At 71.7% G+C, this 20,016-nt stretch carries 19 protein-coding genes; 9 read left to right on the top strand and 10 right to left on the bottom strand.

Translation table 11 applies throughout. The features are described from left to right. Positions 1-45 precede the first annotated feature (45 nt). The 3 genes from ACFQRJ_RS09885 to ACFQRJ_RS09875 all read right to left on the bottom strand — a co-directional run bounded on the left by ACFQRJ_RS09885 (position 46) and on the right by ACFQRJ_RS09875 (position 1,934). Positions 46-894, bottom strand: coding sequence for an aldo/keto reductase (locus tag ACFQRJ_RS09885; protein ID WP_377018865.1), 849 nt, complete (start codon positions 892-894; stop codon positions 46-48). Between the two features lie 84 nt (positions 895-978). After that, positions 979-1,416 carry an NUDIX domain-containing protein gene (locus ACFQRJ_RS09880; RefSeq protein WP_377018863.1) on the bottom strand — a complete coding sequence of 146 codons (438 nt, stop codon included), beginning with the start codon at positions 1,414-1,416 and terminating at the stop codon, positions 979-981. Further along, positions 1,413-1,934: a PTS sugar transporter subunit IIA gene (locus ACFQRJ_RS09875; RefSeq protein ID WP_377018861.1), complete on the bottom strand. Its 522-nt coding sequence runs from the start codon at positions 1,932-1,934 to the stop codon at positions 1,413-1,415. Before ACFQRJ_RS09875 ends, ACFQRJ_RS09880 begins: the two co-directional genes overlap by 4 nt. A 97-nt stretch (positions 1,935-2,031) precedes the next feature. On the opposite strand from ACFQRJ_RS09875, the gene ACFQRJ_RS09870 reads away from it, so the two are divergent. The 3 genes from ACFQRJ_RS09870 to ACFQRJ_RS09860 are packed head-to-tail and all read left to right on the top strand — an operon-like array spanning position 2,032 to position 4,439. Beyond that, the gene (locus ACFQRJ_RS09870) at positions 2,032-2,988 is read left to right on the top strand and encodes a sugar-binding transcriptional regulator (RefSeq protein ID WP_377018860.1); all 957 of its coding nucleotides are present in this window, start codon (positions 2,032-2,034) and stop codon (positions 2,986-2,988) included. Positions 2,989-3,039: 51 nt separating this feature from the next. Beyond that, a complete protein-coding gene (locus tag ACFQRJ_RS09865; RefSeq protein ID WP_377018859.1) occupies positions 3,040-3,441 on the top strand; it encodes a MerR family transcriptional regulator in 402 nt (133 codons plus the stop codon). 2 nt (positions 3,442-3,443) lie between these two features. Then, a complete protein-coding gene (locus tag ACFQRJ_RS09860; protein ID WP_377019003.1) occupies positions 3,444-4,439 on the top strand; it encodes an aldo/keto reductase in 996 nt (331 codons plus the stop codon). Positions 4,440-4,443: 4 nt separating this feature from the next. On the opposite strand, the gene ACFQRJ_RS09855 is transcribed toward ACFQRJ_RS09860, so the two are convergent. Beyond that, positions 4,444-5,340, bottom strand: a complete 897-nt coding sequence (locus ACFQRJ_RS09855; protein ID WP_377018858.1) for an aminodeoxychorismate lyase — start codon at positions 5,338-5,340, stop codon at positions 4,444-4,446. Positions 5,341-5,396: 56 nt separating this feature from the next. Continuing rightward, positions 5,397-6,491: a WXG100 family type VII secretion target gene (locus tag ACFQRJ_RS09850; RefSeq protein WP_377018857.1), complete on the bottom strand. Its 1,095-nt coding sequence runs from the start codon at positions 6,489-6,491 to the stop codon at positions 5,397-5,399. A gap of 187 nt (positions 6,492-6,678) precedes the next feature. Here ACFQRJ_RS09850 and ACFQRJ_RS09845 point away from each other — a divergent pair, with 187 nt between their 5' ends. Further along, entirely contained in the window at positions 6,679-7,635 is a 957-nt protein-coding gene (locus tag ACFQRJ_RS09845; protein WP_377018856.1) for a DMT family transporter, read from the top strand. A gap of 18 nt (positions 7,636-7,653) precedes the next feature. Here ACFQRJ_RS09845 and ACFQRJ_RS09840 read toward each other — a convergent pair whose 3' ends face one another. Genes ACFQRJ_RS09840 through ACFQRJ_RS09830 form a run of 3 tightly spaced genes read right to left on the bottom strand, consistent with a single transcriptional unit; the run spans position 7,654 to position 10,533 of the window. Continuing rightward, positions 7,654-8,433 (bottom strand): hypothetical protein, encoded by a 780-nt coding sequence (locus ACFQRJ_RS09840; RefSeq protein ID WP_377018855.1) that lies wholly within the window; start codon positions 8,431-8,433, stop codon positions 7,654-7,656. A 4-nt stretch (positions 8,434-8,437) separates the two neighbouring features. Further along, positions 8,438-9,700, bottom strand: a complete 1,263-nt coding sequence (locus ACFQRJ_RS09835) for a galactokinase family protein (protein WP_377018854.1) — start codon at positions 9,698-9,700, stop codon at positions 8,438-8,440. Then, entirely contained in the window at positions 9,697-10,533 is an 837-nt protein-coding gene (locus ACFQRJ_RS09830; protein ID WP_377018853.1) for a nucleotidyltransferase family protein, read from the bottom strand. The genes ACFQRJ_RS09835 and ACFQRJ_RS09830 overlap by 4 nt, the downstream gene beginning before the upstream one ends. A 120-nt stretch (positions 10,534-10,653) precedes the next feature. Between ACFQRJ_RS09830 and ACFQRJ_RS09825 the strand changes: the two genes are divergently transcribed. Together ACFQRJ_RS09825 and ACFQRJ_RS09820 are read left to right on the top strand one after the other, a co-directional pair. Continuing rightward, positions 10,654-11,949, top strand: a complete 1,296-nt coding sequence (locus tag ACFQRJ_RS09825) for an MFS transporter (protein ID WP_377018852.1) — start codon at positions 10,654-10,656, stop codon at positions 11,947-11,949. Between the two features lie 94 nt (positions 11,950-12,043). Beyond that, positions 12,044-13,582 carry an OFA family MFS transporter gene (locus tag ACFQRJ_RS09820; RefSeq protein ID WP_377018851.1) on the top strand — a complete coding sequence of 513 codons (1,539 nt, stop codon included), beginning with the start codon at positions 12,044-12,046 and terminating at the stop codon, positions 13,580-13,582. 9 nt (positions 13,583-13,591) lie between these two features. On the opposite strand, the gene ACFQRJ_RS09815 is transcribed toward ACFQRJ_RS09820, so the two are convergent. Continuing rightward, positions 13,592-14,449: an alpha/beta fold hydrolase gene (locus tag ACFQRJ_RS09815; protein WP_377018850.1), complete on the bottom strand. Its 858-nt coding sequence runs from the start codon at positions 14,447-14,449 to the stop codon at positions 13,592-13,594. A gap of 224 nt (positions 14,450-14,673) precedes the next feature. On the opposite strand from ACFQRJ_RS09815, the gene ACFQRJ_RS09810 reads away from it, so the two are divergent. Continuing rightward, a complete protein-coding gene (locus ACFQRJ_RS09810) occupies positions 14,674-16,170 on the top strand; it encodes a glutamate-cysteine ligase family protein (RefSeq protein WP_377018849.1) in 1,497 nt (498 codons plus the stop codon). A gap of 81 nt (positions 16,171-16,251) precedes the next feature. Beyond that, the gene (locus ACFQRJ_RS09805; protein WP_377018848.1) at positions 16,252-17,244 is read left to right on the top strand and encodes a bile acid:sodium symporter family protein; all 993 of its coding nucleotides are present in this window, start codon (positions 16,252-16,254) and stop codon (positions 17,242-17,244) included. 70 nt (positions 17,245-17,314) lie between these two features. On the opposite strand, the gene ACFQRJ_RS09800 is transcribed toward ACFQRJ_RS09805, so the two are convergent. After that, positions 17,315-19,117 (bottom strand): BCCT family transporter, encoded by a 1,803-nt coding sequence (locus ACFQRJ_RS09800; protein WP_377018846.1) that lies wholly within the window; start codon positions 19,115-19,117, stop codon positions 17,315-17,317. Positions 19,118-19,383: 266 nt separating this feature from the next. Between ACFQRJ_RS09800 and ACFQRJ_RS09795 the strand changes: the two genes are divergently transcribed. Next, complete coding sequence (locus ACFQRJ_RS09795) at positions 19,384-20,016, top strand: DUF4352 domain-containing protein (RefSeq protein ID WP_377018845.1); 633 nt, start codon at positions 19,384-19,386, stop codon at positions 20,014-20,016.

Below are 20,016 nucleotides of genomic sequence, written 5' to 3'. Positions count from 1 at the left end.
CATCCGTCCCTGACCAGGTCGGCTCGTGCGAGCCGTCGTCCGGGCTCAGGCGCCCTGACGACCGCCGAACTCGCCCGGGTTGCCGCCGCGGCGACCTGCGTCGCCCTTGTGCAGAGCGGTGATCGCCTCGATCTCGTCGTCGGCGAGCTCGACCTCGAGGGAGGCGAAGTTCGACACGATGCGCTCGGGGGTCTCGGACTTCGGGATCACCACGTTGCCGAGGGCCAGGTTCCAGGCGATGACGACCTGCGCGGTGGAGGCGCCGTGCTTGTCGGCGATCTCCTGGACCACGGGGTCGGTGAGCTCGCCGCCGCCCTGGCCCAGCGGCGACCAGGACTCGGTGACGATGTTCTTGGAGGCGTGGAACTCGCGCAGCTCGGGCTGGTTGAAGTAGGGGTGGAGCTCGATCTGGTTCAGCACCGGCCGCACACCGGTCTCGGCCTCGACCTTCTCCAGGTCTTCGATGCGGAAGTTCGAGACGCCGATGGAGCGGATACGGCCCTGCTCCTGCAGCTCGATGAACGTCTTCCAGGTCTCGACCGCGAGACCGTTGGCGGGGGCCGGCCAGTGGATCAGGTAGAGATCGAGCTCCTCGAGCCCGAGATCCTCCATGGTGGCGTCGAAGGATCGCAGGGTGTTCTCGCGCCCCTGGTCCTGGTTGGGAACCTTCGAGGTCACGAACACGTCATCACGCGCGAGACCCGCCGACTTCAGGCCCTGGCCGACGCCGGCCTCGTTGTTGTAGCCGCGGGCGGTGTCGATGTGGCGGTAGCCGGCCTCGAGTGCCTGGGCGACGACGTCGGTGGCCACGGAGTTCTCCACCTGCCAGACGCCGAACCCGAGCTGCGGGATCGAACGGCCGTCGTGGAAGGGGATGGAGGGCGAGCTGGGCATGATTCTCCTCGTGATGAAACAGGTGAGTCGGCGACTCCCAGGCTAGCGTTTTCCTCCCGGCCCCGGGAGCTGGTCCGCCCGGCGTCAGGCCGCGCAGACCCCGAGCGAGACGGGCCGGCTGCTGGGATCGGACTCGAGCCAGCGGGCGAGTTCGACGGGATGGAAGCGGTACTCGGCGAGGCGATCCAGGGGAAGCCAGGCGGTGCCCACCTGCCCCGGATCCGGCTCGGTGCCGATACCCGGTTCCTCGCCCTCGGCCAGACCGGCCCAGTAGGCCACGCTGACCTGGTGGAACGGCGGGATGAGGAGCTCGTAGAGGCAGGCCAGCTGGTGAACCTCGACCAGTGCCCCGATCTCCTCGCGGCACTCGCGGATCAGCGCTGACACTTGGTCCTCGCCGTGCTCCTGGCCGCCGCCCGGCGGGGCGTACACGTCGCTGCCGTCGGGATCGATGTAGTGATTCATGAGCACGTGCGCATCGCGGACGATCAGCGCCTTCACTCCCAGTCGCGGTGAGCTCACGCGCGATCCTCCTCTCTCTGGCCAGGTTCGACGTTACCCAGCTGTGCCATCGCGCGCTCGCGCAGCTGCTCGTCGTCGGCCGCGGCCAGCAGATCCGCGACGGCCGACTCGTCCCGCAGCACGCCCACCAGTCGCTGCAGCGTCGCCAGGTGCTCCGTGGCGTCGCGGAGCAGGGGCATGGCCACCAGCTGCACGTCCACGGTGCCGCCGCTGCCGCCCATCTCCCCGAACGGCACGGGCCGGGCCAGGGTCGCCAGCGCGAGGCCGGGGACAAGGACATGCTCGGGATCGGCATGCGGGATCGCGGTGGGGATCGGCGTCGGCAGGCCCGTGGGGTAGCGCAGCTCGCGCTGGTGCAGGGCGTCGGGGAAGCCGGGCGTCACCGCGCCGTCGTCCAGCAGCCGTCCGGCCAGGGTGCGCAGCACGTCCTCGGCGCTGGCCACGTCGAGGCCGGAGAGGACGACGCCGAGCTCGAGGCGCGGCGCAGCAGGGTCGCGGTGACGAGGATCTGTGGTCATGGGGCCTCCCGGGTCGGTGCCACAGATTCTGTCATCCCCTCGCCCCGTCCCTGCGTACGCTGGGCGGATCCGTTCCCGCGCGTCCCAGGAGAACCGTATGCCCGCACCTCGCGACACCGCCGTGATCGTGCGGGCGGCCCGGCTCTACTACGAGCAGGGCCGTTCGCAGACGGAGGTCGCCCACGAGCTCGGGCTCTCGCGCTCGAACGTCTCCCGGATCCTCACCCAGGCGCGGGACCGCGGAATCGTCGAGATCGCGATCCACGACCCCGAGGGACCTCCGCGGCGTGACGAGGCCATGGAGGCGGCGCTGCGGGCGGCGTTCTCCCTGCGCGAGGCCCATGTCGTCTCGGCGCCGCGCACCACCGCGATGAAGGCGGTGGCCCGCCAGGGTGCTGCGGCGCTGGCCGAACGGGCCGCGCACGTGGGCGGCATCGGCGTCTCCTGGGGGCAGACGGTCCAGAACGTGATCGCCCAGCTCGATGCCCTGCAGCTGCGGCCGACGCCCCGCGTGCTGCCCCTGGTGGGCGGGCACAGCGCGCTGGACCAGTTCGACTCCGGTGACTCTGTGCTCCGGGTGCTCGCCTCGCGGCTGGGTGCGCGACCGGAGACCCTGTACGCGCCGGCGGTGCTGGAATCGGCGACCACGGCGGCCACCCTGCGCTCCGAGTCGAGCATCGGGAAGGTGCTCGCCGCCGCCGCGCAGGTCGAGCTCGCCCTGGTGGGCATCGGATCCGTGGGCCTGCATTCCTCCCCGCACATCGTCTCGCTGATGAACCTCAGCGAGGCCGAGCGCGCCGCGTTCGAGGCGCAGGACCCCGTGGGCGACGTGTGCGGGCGGTTCGTCGATGCGCACGGGGTGCCGCTGGGGGCGCCGACGGACCAGCGGGTGCTCGCGGTGACCTTCTCCGAGCTGCTGCGGATCCCCGAGGTGGTCGGCGTCGCGGCCGGCGCCGAGAAGGCCCCCGGGGTGCGCGGCGTGCTGCGCAGCGGGGCGATCGACACCGTGATCGTCGACGCCGAGCTGGCCCGGGAGATCCTCGCCCGCGCCTGATCCCCGCACGCGCCTTGCCCTGGAGCGCGCTCCAGGAGTCACACTCGGATCATGACCGATGGGATCGCGATCGCCGATGCGGCGGGGCAGCTCGCCCTGACCTCGGACACGCTGCGCTACTACGAACGGGCCGGCCTGCTGCTGCGGCCCGTGCCCCGCTCGGCCAGCGGGCAGCGCCGCTACGAGGACCCTGACCTCGCCTGGATCGCGCTGATCACGAGGCTGCGCGCGACGGACATGCCGATCCGCGAGATCCGCCGGTACGCCGATCTGGTGCGGGCGGGGGCGGGCAACGAGCAGGAACGGCTCGAGCTGCTGCAGGCCCACCGGCAGGTCGTGCTCACCCAGCTCGCCGACGTCACCGCCCACCTCGGGGCGATCGAGCAGAAGATCGGTATCTACGAGGACGCGCTTGACGTGGAGCGCGCTCCAAGGAGTTGTCTGGACCCATGACTATCACACAGCGCACTCTCGGCACCGCCTCCCCGCTCACCGTCTCCACCCTCGGCCTCGGCTGCATGGGCATGTCGGAGTTCTACGGCACCCCCGATCACGCCGGCGGCATCGCCACCATCCACCGGGCCCTCGACCTCGGGGTCACCTTCCTCGACACCGCCGACATGTACGGCCCGTTCACCAACGAGAAGCTCGTGGGCGAGGCCATCGCCTCCGCCCCTCTGGCCCGCGATCGGATCCAGCTGGCCACGAAGTTCGGCAACGAACGACGGGCCGACGGCTCCATGGTCGGCATCAACGGCCGTCCCGAGTACGTCCGCGCCGCCTGCGACGCCTCGCTGCAGCGGCTCGGCCTGGACCACATCGACCTGTACTACCAGCACCGGGTGGATCCGCAGGTCCCGATCGAGGAGACCGTCGGAGCGATGAAGGAGCTGGTCGAGGCCGGGAAGGTCCGCCATCTCGGGCTGTCGGAGGCCTCCGCGGCGACGATCCGCCGCGCCCACGCCGTCCACCCCATCACGGCCCTGCAGACCGAATACTCCCTGTTCACCCGCGACATCGAGGACGAGATCCTGCCGACCCTCCGCGACCTCGGGATCGGACTGGTCCCCTACTCCCCGCTGGGCCGCGGCATCCTCACCGGCGCCATCGATCGCTCGACGCTCAAGGACGGCGACAGCCGCGCCGCCGGCCGGTTCCCGCGCTTCGAGGGCTCGGCGCTCGATGCCAACCTGGAGCTGGTCGCGCGAGTGCGGGCGATCGCCGAGCGCGTGGGCTGCACCCCGGGCCAGCTCGCCCTGGCCTGGGTCCTCGCCCAGGGCGAGGACGTGATGCCGATCCCGGGCACGAAGCGTGTGCGCTACCTCGAGGAGAATGTCGGCGCGGCCGACGTGACGCTGGATGCCGCCACGCTGAGGGAGCTCGTCGAGGCCGTGCCGCGGGACGCCGTGGCGGGCGAGCGCTACGGCGACATGTCGACCATCGACCGCTGAGCTCTCAGGCCTGCCCCTTCAGCACCTGCTGGAAGCGGGCGGTGAGCTCGAGATCCACGGGCAGCTGCTGGTCGTCGAGGTGGGAGATCGGCGCGGCCAGGCGGGTGGAGGACAGCAGCCACGCGCCGTCGGCCGAGGTCACGTCGGCAGGGGCCATCAGCTGCTCGCGGGTCTGCGTGCCCTCGCGTTGCAGGACGTCGAAGAGGCTGGTCACGCTGGTGCCGGGCAGCACGCCCGCGCTGACGGGAGTGGTGCTGTAGGTGTCGCCGTGGCGCACCAGCAGCGTGGACGTCGGCCCTTCGAGGACGTAGCCGTCGGTGGAGACGAACAGGACGTCGTCGGCGCCGCGGCGCCGGGCCTCGCGGGTCGCGGCCATATTCACGGCGTAGCTGAGGGTCTTCACGCCCGGCAGCAGCCAGGGACTGGTCTCGGTGACGGTGGTGGACAGGCCGCGGTCCAGCGCGGCGACGCGGATGCCGGCGCGGTACGGCGTCCAGTCGTCCGAGACGCGGGCGTGGATCCAGCAGGTGGGGGTGCCCGTGCCCTCGATGCCGCGCGTGAGCATCACGCGAACGGTCAGCTCGGGCACCGCCGGGTGCTCCGCGATCGCCGCGTCGATCGCCTGGGCGATGGTCTGCTGGTCCGGCTCCGGCAGTTCGGCCAGGGACGCGCTGCGTGCCAGTCGCTCCAGGTGGGGGCCGACGTTGACGGCCTTGCCGTCGAACACGCCGATCGTCTCGAAGACGCCGTCGCCGCGGGTGGCGACCAGGTCCGTGACCGAGAGCTGAGGGGCGTCGGGGTCGGCGAGGACGAAGAGATCGCCGCCGTCGGTCGGAGCCCCGGCGGCGCCGGGAACGAGGACGAGTACCGGGGCGGGGGTGTCCGTGCTGGACGAGGTCATGGCGCTGCTCCTGGGGTGAGGCGACCGGACCTCTCAGGATAGACCCTGCCGGCCCGTCAGCCTCGATGCTCCTGCGTGGAGTGGCCGATGCTCTCGCCGATGGCCGGGCCGCTGCCTTCGCCCGGTCCCATGACGTCGCCGATCATCTCGAGGATCCGGTCCAGGAGGGAGCCGCCCTCGTCGCCACCGGCGATCTCGATGCGTCCGCCCATGGTCGTGGCGCCGCTGGACTCCCCGCCGTCGACGAGACCCTGCATCCCGATCGGCATGCCACCACCGCCCGACGGGCCTCCGCCCTCGGTTCCTGCGGCTTCGGAGCCGAGCGCCTCCTCGGCGCCGCCTCCGGATTCGCCGCCGCCGGCGCCGCCACCGGAGCTTGAGCCGCCGCCGCTGCCTCCGGCTGAGCCGCCGCCCCCGCTGCCGTCGCCCGCGCCGCTGGAGTCGCTGCCGCTGGTGCCGGAGCTGTCGCTGCCGCCCGAAGTGCTGTCGGCAGAGGTGCCGTCGGTGAGCGGGCCGTTGCCGATCACGTTGCCCAGGCCTCCGCCGAGGCCGAGGCCGGTCAGCAGATCCTGCAGACCCATTCCGGAATCGAGAGCGCGATCCAGGATGCCGGACAGCATTCCGCCGGTCAGGCTGCCCAGCAGCCCGCCCTGGAACGCGGCCCGGCCCTCCGGGGTGCTGAGTGCTTCGCGCAGCATCCCCGCCATGCCGTCGTCGCCTCCGAACACGCCTTCTGCCAGGCCCACGCCGGCGCCACCTGGGCCGCCAGAACTGCCGCCGGTCGCGCCGCCCGGACTGCCCGCGCCCGCACCGCCGCCGCTGCCGCTGCCGCTGCCACCCGAACCTCCGGCGCCGCCGCCACCGCCGCTGGACGTCGGGCCGTCGACGGTGGAGGCTGCCTCCTGCTCGTCGGCATGACCCATCAGACGACGCGCGTGGTGGCGCAGCTCGACGGAGCAGTCCTGCAGTCCCGGCCGGACCTTGCCGGTCCAGTCGGCGCGGAACGCGTCGGCGTCCTCGCCCACCCACTCGATGGTGTCGATGGTCGAGGACAGCCTCGCCTCCAGATCGGCCAGGAGCTCCGCTCTGCGCACGTAGATGGACCCGACCGACCGCAAGGCCTCGGTGTCCGCCCCCCAGAAGTGATTCATCGGCCCCTCGTCTCCCTCATCCCCACACCACGCCCCGTGATGCTCCCCGTGTGATGGCTCCACCGTATGGCCGTCGCACGATGGCGGCCATGGGGAGGACTACCCATGCCGTGTGCTGGGCCGACCGGTGAGAGCCAGGCCATCGGCAGTTCTCGCGAATCCGCCCGCGGTCGTACAGTGAGCGATCGTGACCGGCACTTCCCCGCAGACCTCCTCCGCGTCCCACGCCCCGTGGTGGGCCGTCCCGGCCGCCGTCGTCGGCGGCGTCATGGGCGCCACCCAGGCACGCATCAACTCCGACCTCGCCGCCGAGCTCGAGGACGGCTTCGTCGCCTCCGTCATCTCCTTCGGCTCCGGTCTCGTGCTGATCCTGGTGCTGGTGGCCCTGATGCCGCGCCTGCGCCGGCTCTCCGGCACGTTCTGGCGGGACCTGCGCACCGGGGCCTTCCCCTGGTATCTCGCGATCGGCGGTCTGGGCGGGGCGACGTACGTGCTGGGACAGTCGTTCTCCGTGGCGCTGCTCGGGGTGGCGCTGTTCATCGTCTGCGTGGTCGCCGGTCAGACGGTGACCGGGCTGGTCGTGGACCGGGTGGGGCTCGGCCCCGGCGGCGTGCGCCACCTGACCCCGATGCGCCTGATCGGCGCCGGGCTGATGGTGGTCTCCGTGATCCTGGCGATGTCGCGCGGGATCAGCACCGAGGCGCCCTGGTATCTGCTCGCACTGCCGATGGTGGCCGGCGTCGCCATGGGCCTGCAGCAGGCCACCAACGGGCGCGTCACCCAGCACAGCGGCCATTTCATGGTCGCCACGCTGGGCAACTTCGTGGTCGGCACGGCGGCGCTGGGCATGGCCGCGCTGGCGCACGTGCTCGTCGCCGGGCCGCCCGAGGCGCTGCCGGCGAACCCGCTGCTCTACCTGGGCGGCCCCATCGGCGTCGTGTTCATCGCCATGGCGGCCTATCTGGCGGGCCCGCTGGGCGTGCTGACCCTGGCGATGTCGACCATCGCCGGGCAGATCGTGGCCTCGGTCGTCATCGACGCCATCGCCGCGCCCGGGCACCTCACACCGCTGACGATCACCGGCGCCGTGCTGACCCTGGTCGCCGCCGCGGTCACGGCCTCGGCCCGCCGGCCCCGGGCCTGAGGAGCGGGCGCCCGCGGGTCAGCCGGCGAGGACCACGATCCGGCCGCGTTCGCGCCAGATGACGTGGAGGTCCAGCGGGTCACCGGGGACATCGGCGTCGATGAGGTCGACGCGGGCGCCGCGGGGTGCCTCGCGCAGATCCGCCACGGCGACGGCATGTCCGGGCAGGTCGACGATGTCCGTGGTGGCCGGGGCCTGCAGGGGCACCTCGACCGGGTCGGCCGTCTCATCCGTGCCCAGGATCTCGGCGAACAGGTGGCCCTCCATGAGCTGCTCGGCGGCCTCCGTGCGGGCCTCGCCCTCGTCGTCGCGCTCGGCGAGGGCGTTCAGCGTGGCCTCGAGGGCATCGGCGAAACGCTCCAGGTAGCCGCCCAGGTTCGGTGCGGCCAGGTACAGGGCGAGGTCCTCGCCGATGCCGTAGACGGCGCCGGGCGCTCCGTCGGGATCGATCGTGAGGATCACCGCGGCATCGGGCGTCTCGTACAGCGGGTAGAACGAGGTCGCCTCGCCGAGCAGCGTGTAGGGGCCGACGTCGGTGCGGTCCTCGATCTGCAGGGTCAGGACCCTCTGGCCGCACAGCTCGATGCCGCCGAGCTCGTCGGCGACCTGCTCGAGCGCGGGCGGCGGGTCCGCGGCGACCTCCTCCTCGGTCATGGCGAGACCGGGGATCAGGGTGACGTCCTGCTCATGGGTGCGGGCGAGGGAATCGATCCGATCCAGCACCGGCCGTACCGACAGCACGGGCAGGACGGGGGCCTCGGTGGGCCAGGGCAGGGAGTTGTTCATCGGCGTGCTCACGGCCTCAGTCTGTCACCCGATGGGCCGCCGCGCCGGGGCGCGTGATGGCGACCGACGCCGTCCCGGCCCGCTCGGGGTGCCTCGCCCGGTAGGCCTCCAGCCAGCGGCCGGCGAACTGCTCCGCCTCCACGGCGTCGACCAGGGCCCAGACGCTCCCGCCGAAGCCCGCTCCGAAGGCGCTCGCGGCGTGGGCACCCAGCTCCCGGGCCAGTCTCTGCAGGGTGATCGTCTCGGGTACCTGGTTGCGCAGGCCCCTCTCGGCGCCGGCCTGGGAGTCGTCGGCCAGGCGCCCGAACTCGGCGAGGTCGCCCTCCTCGAGGGCGAGTGCTGCGGCGGGGACGATCCGCTCGGACTCGGCGAGGAACTGCTCGAGGCGCCCGGCGAGGTAGCCGTCGTCGGCCGCGAGCTCCCGCAGGCGCTGAACGCTCGCGGGCCCGCTGCCGATCGCAGCCGCAAGGGAAGCGTCGTGCCTGCCGGTGTCCTCCTGCCAGCGACGCAGGATCTCGCCCACGGCGAGGGAGACCCGGTTGTAGTCCTCGCGGGCGGCGCCGGTCTTGGCGGCCTCCACCCCGCTGACGGCGATCACCAGGGCGAGCTCGTCCCCCAGAGCCACCGTGCGTTCGTGGCGGACGGGGCAGAAGGAGTACTGGACCAGGGCGCCGGGGACCCCGCAGAGCATCGCGGTGTGGTCCTCGCTGCCGCCGAACGTCCCCACCCCGCGGTGGCCGCTCAGCTCCCCGAAGCTCTGCCCGTTCTCGACCGTGCCGAGGTACTCGCCGAGCTGCTCGGGCGTGGTGATCGCGGTGGCGAAGGCCGGCTCGGCGGCGAGGCCGGAGAGGTCGATCATCGCGAGGGCGAGGCCGACGACGAGCGCGGAGGAGCTGGACATGCCCGCGGCCAGGGGCAGTGTGGTGGTCACGGTGATGTCGGCGCCGCGCAGGCGGCCGGGGACGTTCGCCGCGAGCCGGGCGGCGACCGTGCGGACATAGCCGCCCCAGTGCCCGTCGGCCTCGCCGGTGGGCTCCTCGAGGCGATCGAGATCGAGGGTGACGGTCTCGCCGGCCTCCTCGGAGCGCACCCGCAGCAGGCGGTCCGCGCGGGCCGTGGCGGTGACGGTGTGCCCGGCGTCGACCGCGGCGAGCAGGGAGCGGCCGCCGGCGTAGTCGGTGTGCTTGCCGAGCACCTCGATGCGGCCGGGCACGAACCAGCGGGTCCGCTGCGGTGCGTCGCGGGCGGCTCGAGTCAGCGCGGTCAGCGCGTCGGTCACAGCCGCACCTCGATCCCGGCGAGGGCTTCCTGCATGGAGGCGATGTCGCCGCGGGAGGACATGTCCAGCACCCCGGCGGCCGACGGGACGACGGTGACGCTCTCGCCCTCGCTCACCAGCAGCCGCACGGCGTCGATGATCTCGTACTCCCCGCGCACGGACGGCTCGATGCGCGCGCAGGCGTCGAAGATCGCGGGGGTGAACAGCCAGGCGTTCATGGACACGGGCGCATCCTCACCGTAGGCGGCGAGGGTCTGCTCGTCGGGTTTCTCGACGATGTCGCGCAGGTGGCCGTGCTCGTCGGTGGCGACGAGGGCGAAGGCGCGCACGCGGTCGGCGGGGATGTTGGAGCGCTCGACCATGGCGGCACGATCGAAGCCCACCAGGGCGGTGCCCGGGGCGGCGGCGAGCGCGGCGAGGGCCTCGCGCGGATAGTAGTTGTCGGAGTTGACGACGATGACCCGCTCGTCGCCGGCGAAGCCGCGGGCGGCTGCGACGGCGTCGGCGGTGCCGCGCGGTTCGGCCTGGATCGCGGTGGTCACGGTGACCCGGCCACCGCTGACCGCCGCGGCGTACTCGCGCAGCGCATCGTGCTCGGGGCCGATGACCAGACACACCTCGGTGACACCGACGTCGGCGAGCGCGGAGATGACGTAGTCGAGGAAGGGGCGGCCCACATCGATCAGAGCCTTGACGCCGCTGGCGGCCACGGCGGCCTGAGCCGGGTCGAGCTGCGCGGCGTCGTCGGCCCTGCGCATGCGGGTGCCGAGGCCGCGCGCGAGGATCACGGCCCGACGGACGGGTGCGGGAACGGTGGTGTCGGTGGCGCTCACCCGGGTGAGTCTAGAGAGCCGACCCCGGAGTGTGAGCCCTATCGCGAAGGCGACCACGGAGCCTGCAGGGTTTCTAGGCTGGTCAGCGCCGCGTCCGGTCGCGGCAGGAAGCGAGACCTCATGACCACCACGGCTGCCCCGCAGTCCTCCGCCGCGCGCTCCCCGTGGCGCATCGCCTGGGCCTCCATGGTGGGCACCTCGCTCGAACAGTTCGACTTCTATCTCTACGCCTACTTCTCGGCGTTCTTCGTCGGCCCGCTGTTCTTCGAGCCCCTGGGCCCGGCCGGCTCGACGCTGGCGTCGTTCAGCACCATCGCGGTCTCCTTCGTGATCCGGCCCGTCGGGGCGCTCATCTTCGGGCACCTCGGTGACCGGATCGGGCGGCGCGCCACTCTGCTGTGGACGGTCTCGCTGATGGGCGTGGCCACCGGGCTCATCGGGCTGCTGCCCACGTACGCCCAGGCGGGCTGGTTCGGTGCGATCGGCCTGGTGCTGATGCGCCTGATCCAGGGCATCTCGCTCGGCGGCGAGTGGGGCGGCTCGGTGCTGCTGGCCACCGAGCACTCCCGGCCCCTGAAGCGCGCCTTCTACGCGGCGATCCCGCAGCTCGGCTCCCCCATCGGCTCGATCCTCTCAGCGGCGGTGTTCATCGTGCTCTCGGTGACGCTGCCCGAATCGGCGATGAGCAGCTGGGGCTGGCGCCTGCCCTTCCTGCTGGCGATCCCGCTGCTGCTGGTCTCGGTCTACCTGCGGCGCCGGGTCGAGGAGACGCCGGTGTTCATGCGGCTCGCGCGGGAGGGCGGCCGCGAACGGATCCCGCTGGCCGAGATGTTCCGCTCCCGGCCGCTGGCCCTGATCATCGCGATCGGCGCCGCCCAGCTGGGCATCGGCTCCTATGCGCTGATGAACACCTACACGATGAACTACGGCTCGGCGGTGCTGGGCTACCCGTATCTGCAGCTGCTGACCGCGGCCACCATCGGCGCTCTCCTGCAGCTGGTGACGATCCCGCTGTTCGGGGCGCTCGCGGCGCGCATCGGCTCGGCGCTGGTGGTGGGCCTCGGAGCGGCCGGGACGGCGCTGATCGCCTTCCCGATGTACCTCCTGCTGCAGTCGGCGGGGTTCGGGGTGCTGGTGGCGATGATGGTCATCGGCGGCATTCTGCCCACCATGTCCTGGGCGGCGCTCGGCGGGCTCATGAGCGACCTCTTCCCGGCCCGGTTCCGCCTCTCGGCGCTGTCGCTGAGCTACGCCGTGGCCGCGACGGTCAGCGGGCTCGTGCCGCTGGCGACCGCGGGCCTGGGCGCCTGGACGGCGCAGGCGTGGTGGCATCCCGGCGTCGTGCTGGTGGCGCTGTCCGCGGGCACGCTGGTCGCGGCGATCGCGGCGGGCCGTCACGCCGCGCGGTCGGACTGACCGGTCCCGGGGACGTATCGTGGGCGCCGCGTCAGGCAGCACCTCAGCCGCGCGGCATCACCGCTGATGCCGGCCCTCTCCCCGGAGGCTCCTCATGTCCGTTCTCGATCGCAGCGCGATCATCGCGCCCGTCCGCTTCAATCGCTGGCTGATCCCGCCGGCGGCGCTGGCCATCCACCTCTCGATCGGCCAGGTCTATGCCTTCAGCGTCTTCAAGTCGCCGCTGCAGGGCCGCTTCGACGTCGGCGAGGTCGCCGTCGGCTGGATCTTCTCCCTGGCCATCGCGATGCTCGGCATCTCCTCGGCGGTGCTGGGCACGTGGGTCGAGCGCGTCGGCCCGCGCATGGCGATGGTCGCCGCGGGCGGGTTCTGGGTCGCCGGGTTCCTGGTCTCCTCCCTCGGCATCTCCACCGGCCAGCTGTGGCTGGTCTACCTCGGGTACGGGGTGATCGGCGGGATCGGCCTGGGCATCGGGTACATCGCGCCGGTCTCGACGCTGATGAAGTGGTTCCCCGACCGGCCCGGCCTGGCCACCGGACTGGCGATCATGGGATTCGGCGGCGGCGCGCTCATCGCCAGCCCCGCCTCGAACCGGCTGATGGCGCTGTACGGCGGCGGCCCCGAGGCCGAGAACCTCGTCGCGGGGCTCACGCCGACCTTCGTGACCCTGGCCGTGTGCTACCTGATCGTCATCGCGGCCGGGGCCTACGTGGTCCGCCTGCCCCACCCGGACTGGAAGCCGACGGGCTGGAGCCCCGAGCAGGCCAGCGCCCATGCGGCGCAGACCCGCGGCGCGGTCTCGGCGAAGCAGGCCATCCGCACCCCGCAGTTCTGGTTCCTGTGGATCGTGCTGTTCACCAACGTCACCGCCGGCATCGGCATCCTCGAGAACGCCTCGCCCATGGTCCAGGACGGGTTCGGCATCGGTGCCGCGGCGGCGGCCGGGTTCGTCGGCCTGCTGTCGATCGCCAACATGGCCGGCCGGTTCATCTGGTCCACCACCTCGGACTATCTGGGCCGCAAGGTCAACTACGCCCTGTACCTCTCCGTCGGCGCCGTGCTGTACCTGGTGCTGGCGACCGTCGGCTCCACCTCACTGGCGATCTTCGTGATCTCGGCGCTGGTGATCATCTCCTTCTACGGCGGCGGCTTCGCCACGGTCCCCGCGTATCTCAAGGACCTGTTCGGGGTGTACCAGGTCGGCGCGATCCACGGCCGGCTGCTGACGGCATGGTCCGCGGCCGGCATCGCCGGGCCGCTGATCGTCAACAGCATCGTCGAATCGCAGGCCGCCGCCGGCCACGACGGCATGGACCTGTATCGCCTGTCCATGTGGGTCATGGTGGGCGTGCTGGTGGTGGGCTTCGTGGCGAACCTGCTGATCCGCGCCGTGAGCTCCACGCACTTCGAGGACGAGAGCGTGGTCGCCGAGAAGGCCCGCGCCGACCGCGCCGGAGCCACGGAGGCGAAGACCGGCAGCGGCGCCGGTGGGGCGAGCGGAGGCGCCGCACGCGAATCCAACACTCCGGCGGAGACCGCGGCGGCCGTGTTCCTCGCCGTCGCCGTCGTGATCGGCCTGGCCTACGGCCTGTTCCAGACCGCCATCCGCGCCGCGGAGCTGTTCACGGGCTGACGGGGCCGGTCAGCGGCAGCTGCCGGGGTAGCGGGCGAGGAAGTCCAGCAGTGCGCCGTTGAACGCGGCGGGGTGGCTGAGGGGGATGCCGTGGGGTCCGCCGCGGATGACGTGCATCTCGCTGTGGGCGACGGCGTCGTACGTGCGCTTCGCGGAGCCGTCGCAGGGGACCGTCCGGTCGCTGTCCCCGTGCAGGATGAGGGTGGGCACGGTGATCTGCTCGAGGTCCTTGCGGAAGTCGGTGCGGCCGAAGGCGTCCATGGTCGCCAGCGCGGCCGGTCTGGTCGCCTGATGGCACATCGCCAGCGCATCGGCCAGCTGCTGCTCGGTGACCTGGAGCCCGTCGGCCGTGGAGAAGACCTCGCGCAGGAACGAGTCGTAGAAGCCGGGCGGGTCCAGCGCGAGGTCCTTGGCCATCCCGGCGGCCTGCGCCGGGGGCAGCGGCCCGTCGGGATTGCCGGGGGTGCGCAGCATCATCGGCGTCACCGCGGAGGCCAGCACGATGCTGCGCAGGCGGTCCTCGCCGTGCCGGCGGATGTAGCGGACCACCTCTCCCCCGCCCATGGAGAACCCCACCAGGCTGACCTCGCGCAGGTCGAGCTCCTCCAGGACCGCCGCCAGGTCGTCGGCGAGCGTGTCGTACCCGTAGCCGGTGGCCGGCTTGCTGCTGCGCCCGGACCCGCGGCGGTCGTAGGCGATCACGCGGTAGCCGGCCCGCCGCAGGATGGGCACCTGACGGACCCAGGACGCCGAGGACAGCGGCCAGCCGTGCAGCAGCACCACGGGCCTGCCATGGTCCCCGGTGTCCTCCAGGTGCAGCGAGACCTCCCCGAACAGCCTCCCCGGGGTGGAGATCGTGCCGGCCATGGGAGTCCCTCCTTCAGCGCCCGCCACGGGGACTGTGACGACGACCACTATCCGGCGGCTCCGTCTCCATCGCAAGCACAGGATTCCGGCCCCCGGCGTTCGCCCAGGCCCGTCCGTCGCAACCCCGCTGACCGCTCGGTCTCGATCCGCGTCGGCGACCGCGCATCGCGCACGCGGCCATGCTTGGATGAGCCGCAGCATCCACCCCCGGCCGGGAGGTCACCATGGGACGCGAAGTCGGCTCGACCGAGTTCACGCGCAGTCAGCGCACCTTCTACCGGCGCGTCCTGCGCCGCAACCTCGACGTCTTCGAGTCCTTCCTGGACTCGGCGGAGTTCATCGACGAGGGCACCGTCGGCGTCGAGCTCGAGATGAACCTCGCCGACGCCGAGGACTTCAGCCCCGCGCTGCTCGCGGACACCGTGCTCGAGGAGCTCGGCGACGAGGACTTCGTCCACGAGGTGGGCCGGTTCAACGTCGAGACGAATCTGCCCGTCACCCACCCCGGCGGCCCGGGCCTGCGCGAGCTCGAGGAGGCGCTGTCCGCCCGCATCGAGCGCGCGGATCGCACCGCGACCGCCCACGGCGCGCGCATCGTGCCGATCGGGCACCTGCCCACGATCACCGAGGATCTGTTCGCCGACGACTCCTGGCGCGCCCCCGGGGCCCGGTACGAGGTGCTCGAGGCGAGCGTCATGGAGGCGCGCGGCGAGGAGATCCAGCTGCGCATCGAGGGCGAGGGCAAGGGGCTGGACGCCACCTTCGACTCCGTCGGCCCCGAGGCGGCGTGCACCTCCCTGCAGCTGCACCTGCAGATCCCGCCGGAGGATTTCGCCGACGCCTGGAACGCGGCCCAGGCCGTGGCCGGCCCGCAGGTGGCGCTGGCGGCGAACTCGCCGTTCCTGATGGGCAAGCGGCTGTGGCACGAGACCAGAATCCCGGTGTTCATGCAGTCGATGGACACGCGCCCGCCGGAGTACGCGGACCAGGGCGTGCGCCCGCGCGTGTGGTTCGGCGAGCGCTGGATCACCTCGATGTTCGACCTGTTCGAGGAGAACGTGCGCCTGTTCCCGGCGCTGATCCCGGAATCGCGCGACATGGCCGACGAACCGCTGCTGACCGAGGGCTCCTCGCCGCGCCTGCACGAGCTGATGCTGCACAACAGCACGGTGTGGCGCTGGAACCGCCCCATCTACGACCCCGGCACGGACGTCCCCCACCTGCGGCTGGAGAACCGCATCCTGCCGGCGGGGCCGACGGCCGCGGACATGGCCGCCAATGCCGCCTTCTTCTACGGGCTCATGCACGCTCTCGTCCACGAGCGCCGGCCGCTGTGGTCGCGGATGGGCTTCGAGCAGGCCGACGAGACCTTCCAGCAGTGCGCCCGCTGGGGTCTGGAGGCGCGCGTGCGCTGGCCCAAGGTGGGCCGGGTCCGGGTCGCCGATCTGCTGCAGGAGCACCTGATCCCCCAGGCCATGGACGGGCTGCGCGACCTCGGGGCCGACGGGGACGTGGTCGACCACTACGGCGAGCTGCTCGCCGCGCGCGCCCGCACCGGCCGCAACGGCGCCCGCTGGCAGATCGACACCGTCACCTCGCTCGAGGTGCGCGGAGCGAGCCGCCCCGAGGCGCTCTCGGAGATGACGCGCCTGTACCGAAAGGCCGTGGAGACCGGGGAGCCGGTGCACGCCTGGCCGGTGCCGGCGCGGCAGCGGACCTGAGCCGGGCCTCCGCCGGGGGCACGCGACCACCTGACGTCCACATCTCAGGATGACGTCTCACTGGGCGGTACATTGCCTCGCATGAGTACCAAGATCCCGAACTCTCCCCCCGCGGACGCCGCCCGCACCTCCGAGGACCGCTCCGCACGCCTCGCGGTCACCGTCTTCCCCGCCCTCGTCGTCCTCGCCGCGCTGTTCGCCTTCCTCGTGCCTAGCGCGGGCCAGGCGATCGCGCCTCTGATCAGCCTGTTCCTGGGCATCATCATGTTCGCGATGGGGCTGACCCTCACGATCCCCGACTTCACGCTGGTCGCCCGGCGGCCGCTGCCCATCCTGATCGGCATCCTCGCCCAGTTCGTGATCATGCCGCTGGTGGGGCTGGGGATCGCGCTGCTGCTGCAGCTGCCGCCCGAGCTCGCCGTCGGCGTCATCCTGGTCGGCTGCGCACCGGGCGGGACCAGCTCGAACGTCATCGCCTACCTCTCCAAGGCGGACACCGCCCTCTCGGTCACGATGACCTCGATCTCCACGCTGCTCGCGCCGGTCTTCACCCCACTGCTGACGCTGTGGCTGGCCGGCTCGTACCTGCCGGTCGCCGCGGGGGACATGGCGCTGTCCATCGTCCAGATCGTGCTGATCCCCGTCGTCGCCGGCGTCGTGATCCGGCTGCTGCTGAGCCGCCTGGTGGACCGTGTGCTGCCGGCGCTGCCGTGGGTGAGCGTCGCCGGCATCTCCGTCGTCGTCCTCGCCGTGGTCAGCGGCAGCACGGAGACCATCGTCTCCGCGGGCGCGCTGGTGCTGCTGGCCGTCGTGCTGCACAACGCCGTCGGCTACCTCGCCGGGTACTGGCTGGCCCGCGCCCTGAAGCAGGGAGAGCGCGCCGCCCGCACCACCTCCATCGAGGTGGGAATGCAGAACTCCGGACTGGCTGCGACGCTCGCCGCGAGCGCCTTCAGCCCGGCCGCGGCCCTGCCCGGCGCGGTGTTCTCGATCTGGCACAACCTCTCGGGCGCGCTGCTGGCGGTCTACTACCGCCGCAGCGCCGAGAGGAAGGCCCCGGCCACGGAGCGCTGACCCCTCCCCGAGCACACGTTCGCCCCCGCTCCGGTCTCGAACCAGGGCGGGGGCGAACAGCGCTTCTGGCTCAGCGACCCTCGGGCCGGCCGTGCTCGGGCAGCTCGGCCCGGCCGCTGCCGGTGCGGGCCGGCAGGGTGGCGGGGCCGTCGACCGGCTCGACGTCCTCGCCGTTGCCGTCCTCCTCGTAGGGATCGCGCATGACCGGGGCCTCGCCCATCGCCTCGGGCTCGACCACCATCTCGTCGGTGTCGTAGTCGTCGTCGTCCTCGCGACGCTCGTACTCCTCCGGCGGCAGCACCTGCTTCCATTCACGGGTGCGCATCCGCGGCAGCTCGCCGGCGTCCTCCTGCAGCGCTCGGTACAGGGCGTACATCTGGAAGTAGCCCATGACGAAGAACGGCAGGCCGACGAGGATGATCGTGGACTGCAGGGCCTCGAGGCCCCCGGTGCCGGAGAAGACCAGCAGCGTCGCGGTGACCAGGCCGATCGCCACGCCCCAGAAGATGCGCTGGCCGAGCGGGTTGTAGTCCTCGTGGCCGTTGGCCATCGAGTCCGTGATCAGTGCGGCGGAGTCCACCGAGGTCACGAAGAAGACGATCACCAGCACGATGGCGACGGCGGAGACGAAGGTCGCCAGCGGGTAGTGGCTGAGGAAGGAGAACAGCGCGCCGGGCACGTCGCCGTTGTCCACCACGGTCTCGACCAGGCCGCCGTCACCGTTGAGCTCGATGTTGAACGAGGAGAAGCCGAAGATCCCGAACCAGACGACCGAGAAGGCGGAAGGCACGGCGAGCACGCCGGAGACGAACTGGCGGATGGTGCGGCCCTTGGAGATGCGGGCGATGAAGATGCCCACGAACGGCGACCAGGTGATGGTCCACGCCCAGTAGAAGACCGTCCAGGTGTTCTGCCAGCCGGTGTTGGCGAAGGTGTCGTTCCACAGGGCCAGCTCGGGCAGGGCGACGAGGTAGTTGCCGAACGACTCGATGGTCCCCTTGAGCACGAACAGGGTCGCGCCGCCGGCGAACAGCACGAAGATCAGCAGCAGCACGGCGGTGACGATGTTGATGTTCGAGAGGATCTTGATGCCCCGGTCCAGGCCGAGGGAGACGGAGATGAGGGCCAGGCCGCTGACCACGCCGATGATGATCAGCTGCCACCCGGCGTTCTCCGGCATCCCGAACAGCTGGTGCAGGCCGCCGTTGATCTGCAGGGTGCCCAGACCGATGGAGACGGCGATGCCGAACACGGTGCCGATGATCGCGACGATGTCGATGAGCTTGCCGATGGGGCCGTGGATGCCCTCGCCCAGGACGGGCTGGAAGATCGAGCTCACGCGCGGCGGCAGGTTGCGCTTGTGGATGAAGTACGCGAAGCACAGGGCCGGCAGCGTGAAGATCGTCCAGGTGTGCAGCGTGAAGTGGTAGTACGTGAAGTTCATGGCGTCACGGGCGGCCTCGACGGTGCCGCCCTCGATGCCGAGGTCCGAGGCGCGCGGCGGGTCGCCGAAGTGGCTGATCGGCTCCGCGACGCCCCAGAACATGAGGATCGAGCCGATGCCGGCGGCGAACAGCATCGCGAACCAGGCGCCTCCGGAGTGCTCCGGCGGCTCCTCGTCCGGGCCCAGCTTGACGCGGCCGAAGCGGCCCAGGGCGATGAAGATCAGGAACGCCAGGAAGACGGTCACGCCGAGGATGTAGAACCAGCCGAGGTTCGTCATCAGCCACGTCGACGCCGCCGACGTCGCGGCACCGAGCGGATCGGTGAAGAAGATCGTCCCCAGCACGAAGGCGATGATGATCGCCGCCGAGCTGAAGAAGATCACCGGCGATGTGCGCAGGTGCAGGGCGTCGTGCAATCGATTGAGCAATGCTCTCGACTCCTCCGGTCCCGACCTGCGGATCGAGGTCGGGGACGTCTCGGTCCGCCCGTCGGGGCGTCGTCTCGATGGGTGATGCGTGGCGCACAGTCAACCACGCGTTCCGCGCACGGGTGCATATTTCCCCTCGACGACCCGCCCTGATTCGGCCTGCGGCGCCTCCCGGTGGGGACTCCTCCCCATGGCCCCGGTGGTGCCGGCCAGATAGCGTGAGCCCGAGTCGCCCGATTCCGCACGCCCGACCCGGAGGTCCCCCGTTGAGCAGCCCCTACGGCATGCCGAGCTCGCCGCCCGCCAAGAGACGCACCCCGCTGTACATCGCGCTCGGGTGCGGCTGCCTGCTGCTCGCGCTCGTGCTGATCGCCCTCGCCGGAGGTGGGTTCTGGCTGCTCCAGCGCGAGCCGGACGATCCGGCGACGGACGAGCCGACGACCAGCTCGGAGCCCACCGATGAGCCGACCGAGGAGCCCACGGAGGACCCGACGACCGAGCCGACGGAGGATCCGACCACCGAACCGACCGAGGAGCCCAGCGCCGAGCCCACCGTCTCGCTGAGCGTCTCGGGAACCGAGGAGGCGGCGACGGTCGAGACTGCCGACGGCGCCCAGGAGCCGGTGAACGGCACGTTCTTCGGGGTCACGGTGGAGGTGGTCAACGAGGCCGACGAGGACCTGTCGCTGAGTCCCTCCGCCTTCACGCTCTACGACGACGCGGGCACCCCGCATCCCGTGGCCTACGGCTTCACGGCCGACGCTGCCGAGACGGTCCCCCCGGGCGAGACGCTGTCCGTGCTCCTGTACGCCGACGTCTCGGAGGGAACGACGATCACCTCGGTCGGCTTCTCGGACTACGTCGCCACCGGCGGCGAGGAGATCGAGATCGACGTCTGA

Origin of the sequence: Brachybacterium sp. GCM10030252 (genome assembly GCF_042666535.1) — a bacterium.
Classification (GTDB): domain Bacteria; phylum Actinomycetota; class Actinomycetes; order Actinomycetales; family Dermabacteraceae; genus Brachybacterium.
The sequence above is the reverse complement of the archived record's forward strand: the minus strand, read 5'-3'. Positions and strand labels throughout refer to the sequence as shown.

Bases quoted from the DNA above. Each gene is read 5' to 3' on its own strand.
- ACFQRJ_RS09885 (WP_377018865.1), bottom strand. From the start codon at position 894: ATGCCCAGCTCGCCCTCCATCCCCTTCCACGACGGCCGTTCGATCCCG.
- ACFQRJ_RS09875 (WP_377018861.1), bottom strand. From the start codon at position 1,934: ATGACCACAGATCCTCGTCACCGCGACCCTGCTGCGCCGCGCCTCGAG.
- ACFQRJ_RS09870 (WP_377018860.1), top strand. From the start codon at position 2,032: ATGCCCGCACCTCGCGACACCGCCGTGATCGTGCGGGCGGCCCGGCTC.
- ACFQRJ_RS09865 (WP_377018859.1), top strand. From the start codon at position 3,040: ATGACCGATGGGATCGCGATCGCCGATGCGGCGGGGCAGCTCGCCCTG.
- ACFQRJ_RS09855 (WP_377018858.1), bottom strand. From the start codon at position 5,340: ATGACCTCGTCCAGCACGGACACCCCCGCCCCGGTACTCGTCCTCGTT.
- ACFQRJ_RS09850 (WP_377018857.1), bottom strand. From the start codon at position 6,491: ATGAATCACTTCTGGGGGGCGGACACCGAGGCCTTGCGGTCGGTCGGG.
- ACFQRJ_RS09825 (WP_377018852.1), top strand. From the start codon at position 10,654: ATGACCACCACGGCTGCCCCGCAGTCCTCCGCCGCGCGCTCCCCGTGG.
- ACFQRJ_RS09820 (WP_377018851.1), top strand. From the start codon at position 12,044: ATGTCCGTTCTCGATCGCAGCGCGATCATCGCGCCCGTCCGCTTCAAT.
- ACFQRJ_RS09815 (WP_377018850.1), bottom strand. From the start codon at position 14,449: ATGGCCGGCACGATCTCCACCCCGGGGAGGCTGTTCGGGGAGGTCTCG.
- ACFQRJ_RS09810 (WP_377018849.1), top strand. From the start codon at position 14,674: ATGGGACGCGAAGTCGGCTCGACCGAGTTCACGCGCAGTCAGCGCACC.
- ACFQRJ_RS09805 (WP_377018848.1), top strand. From the start codon at position 16,252: ATGAGTACCAAGATCCCGAACTCTCCCCCCGCGGACGCCGCCCGCACC.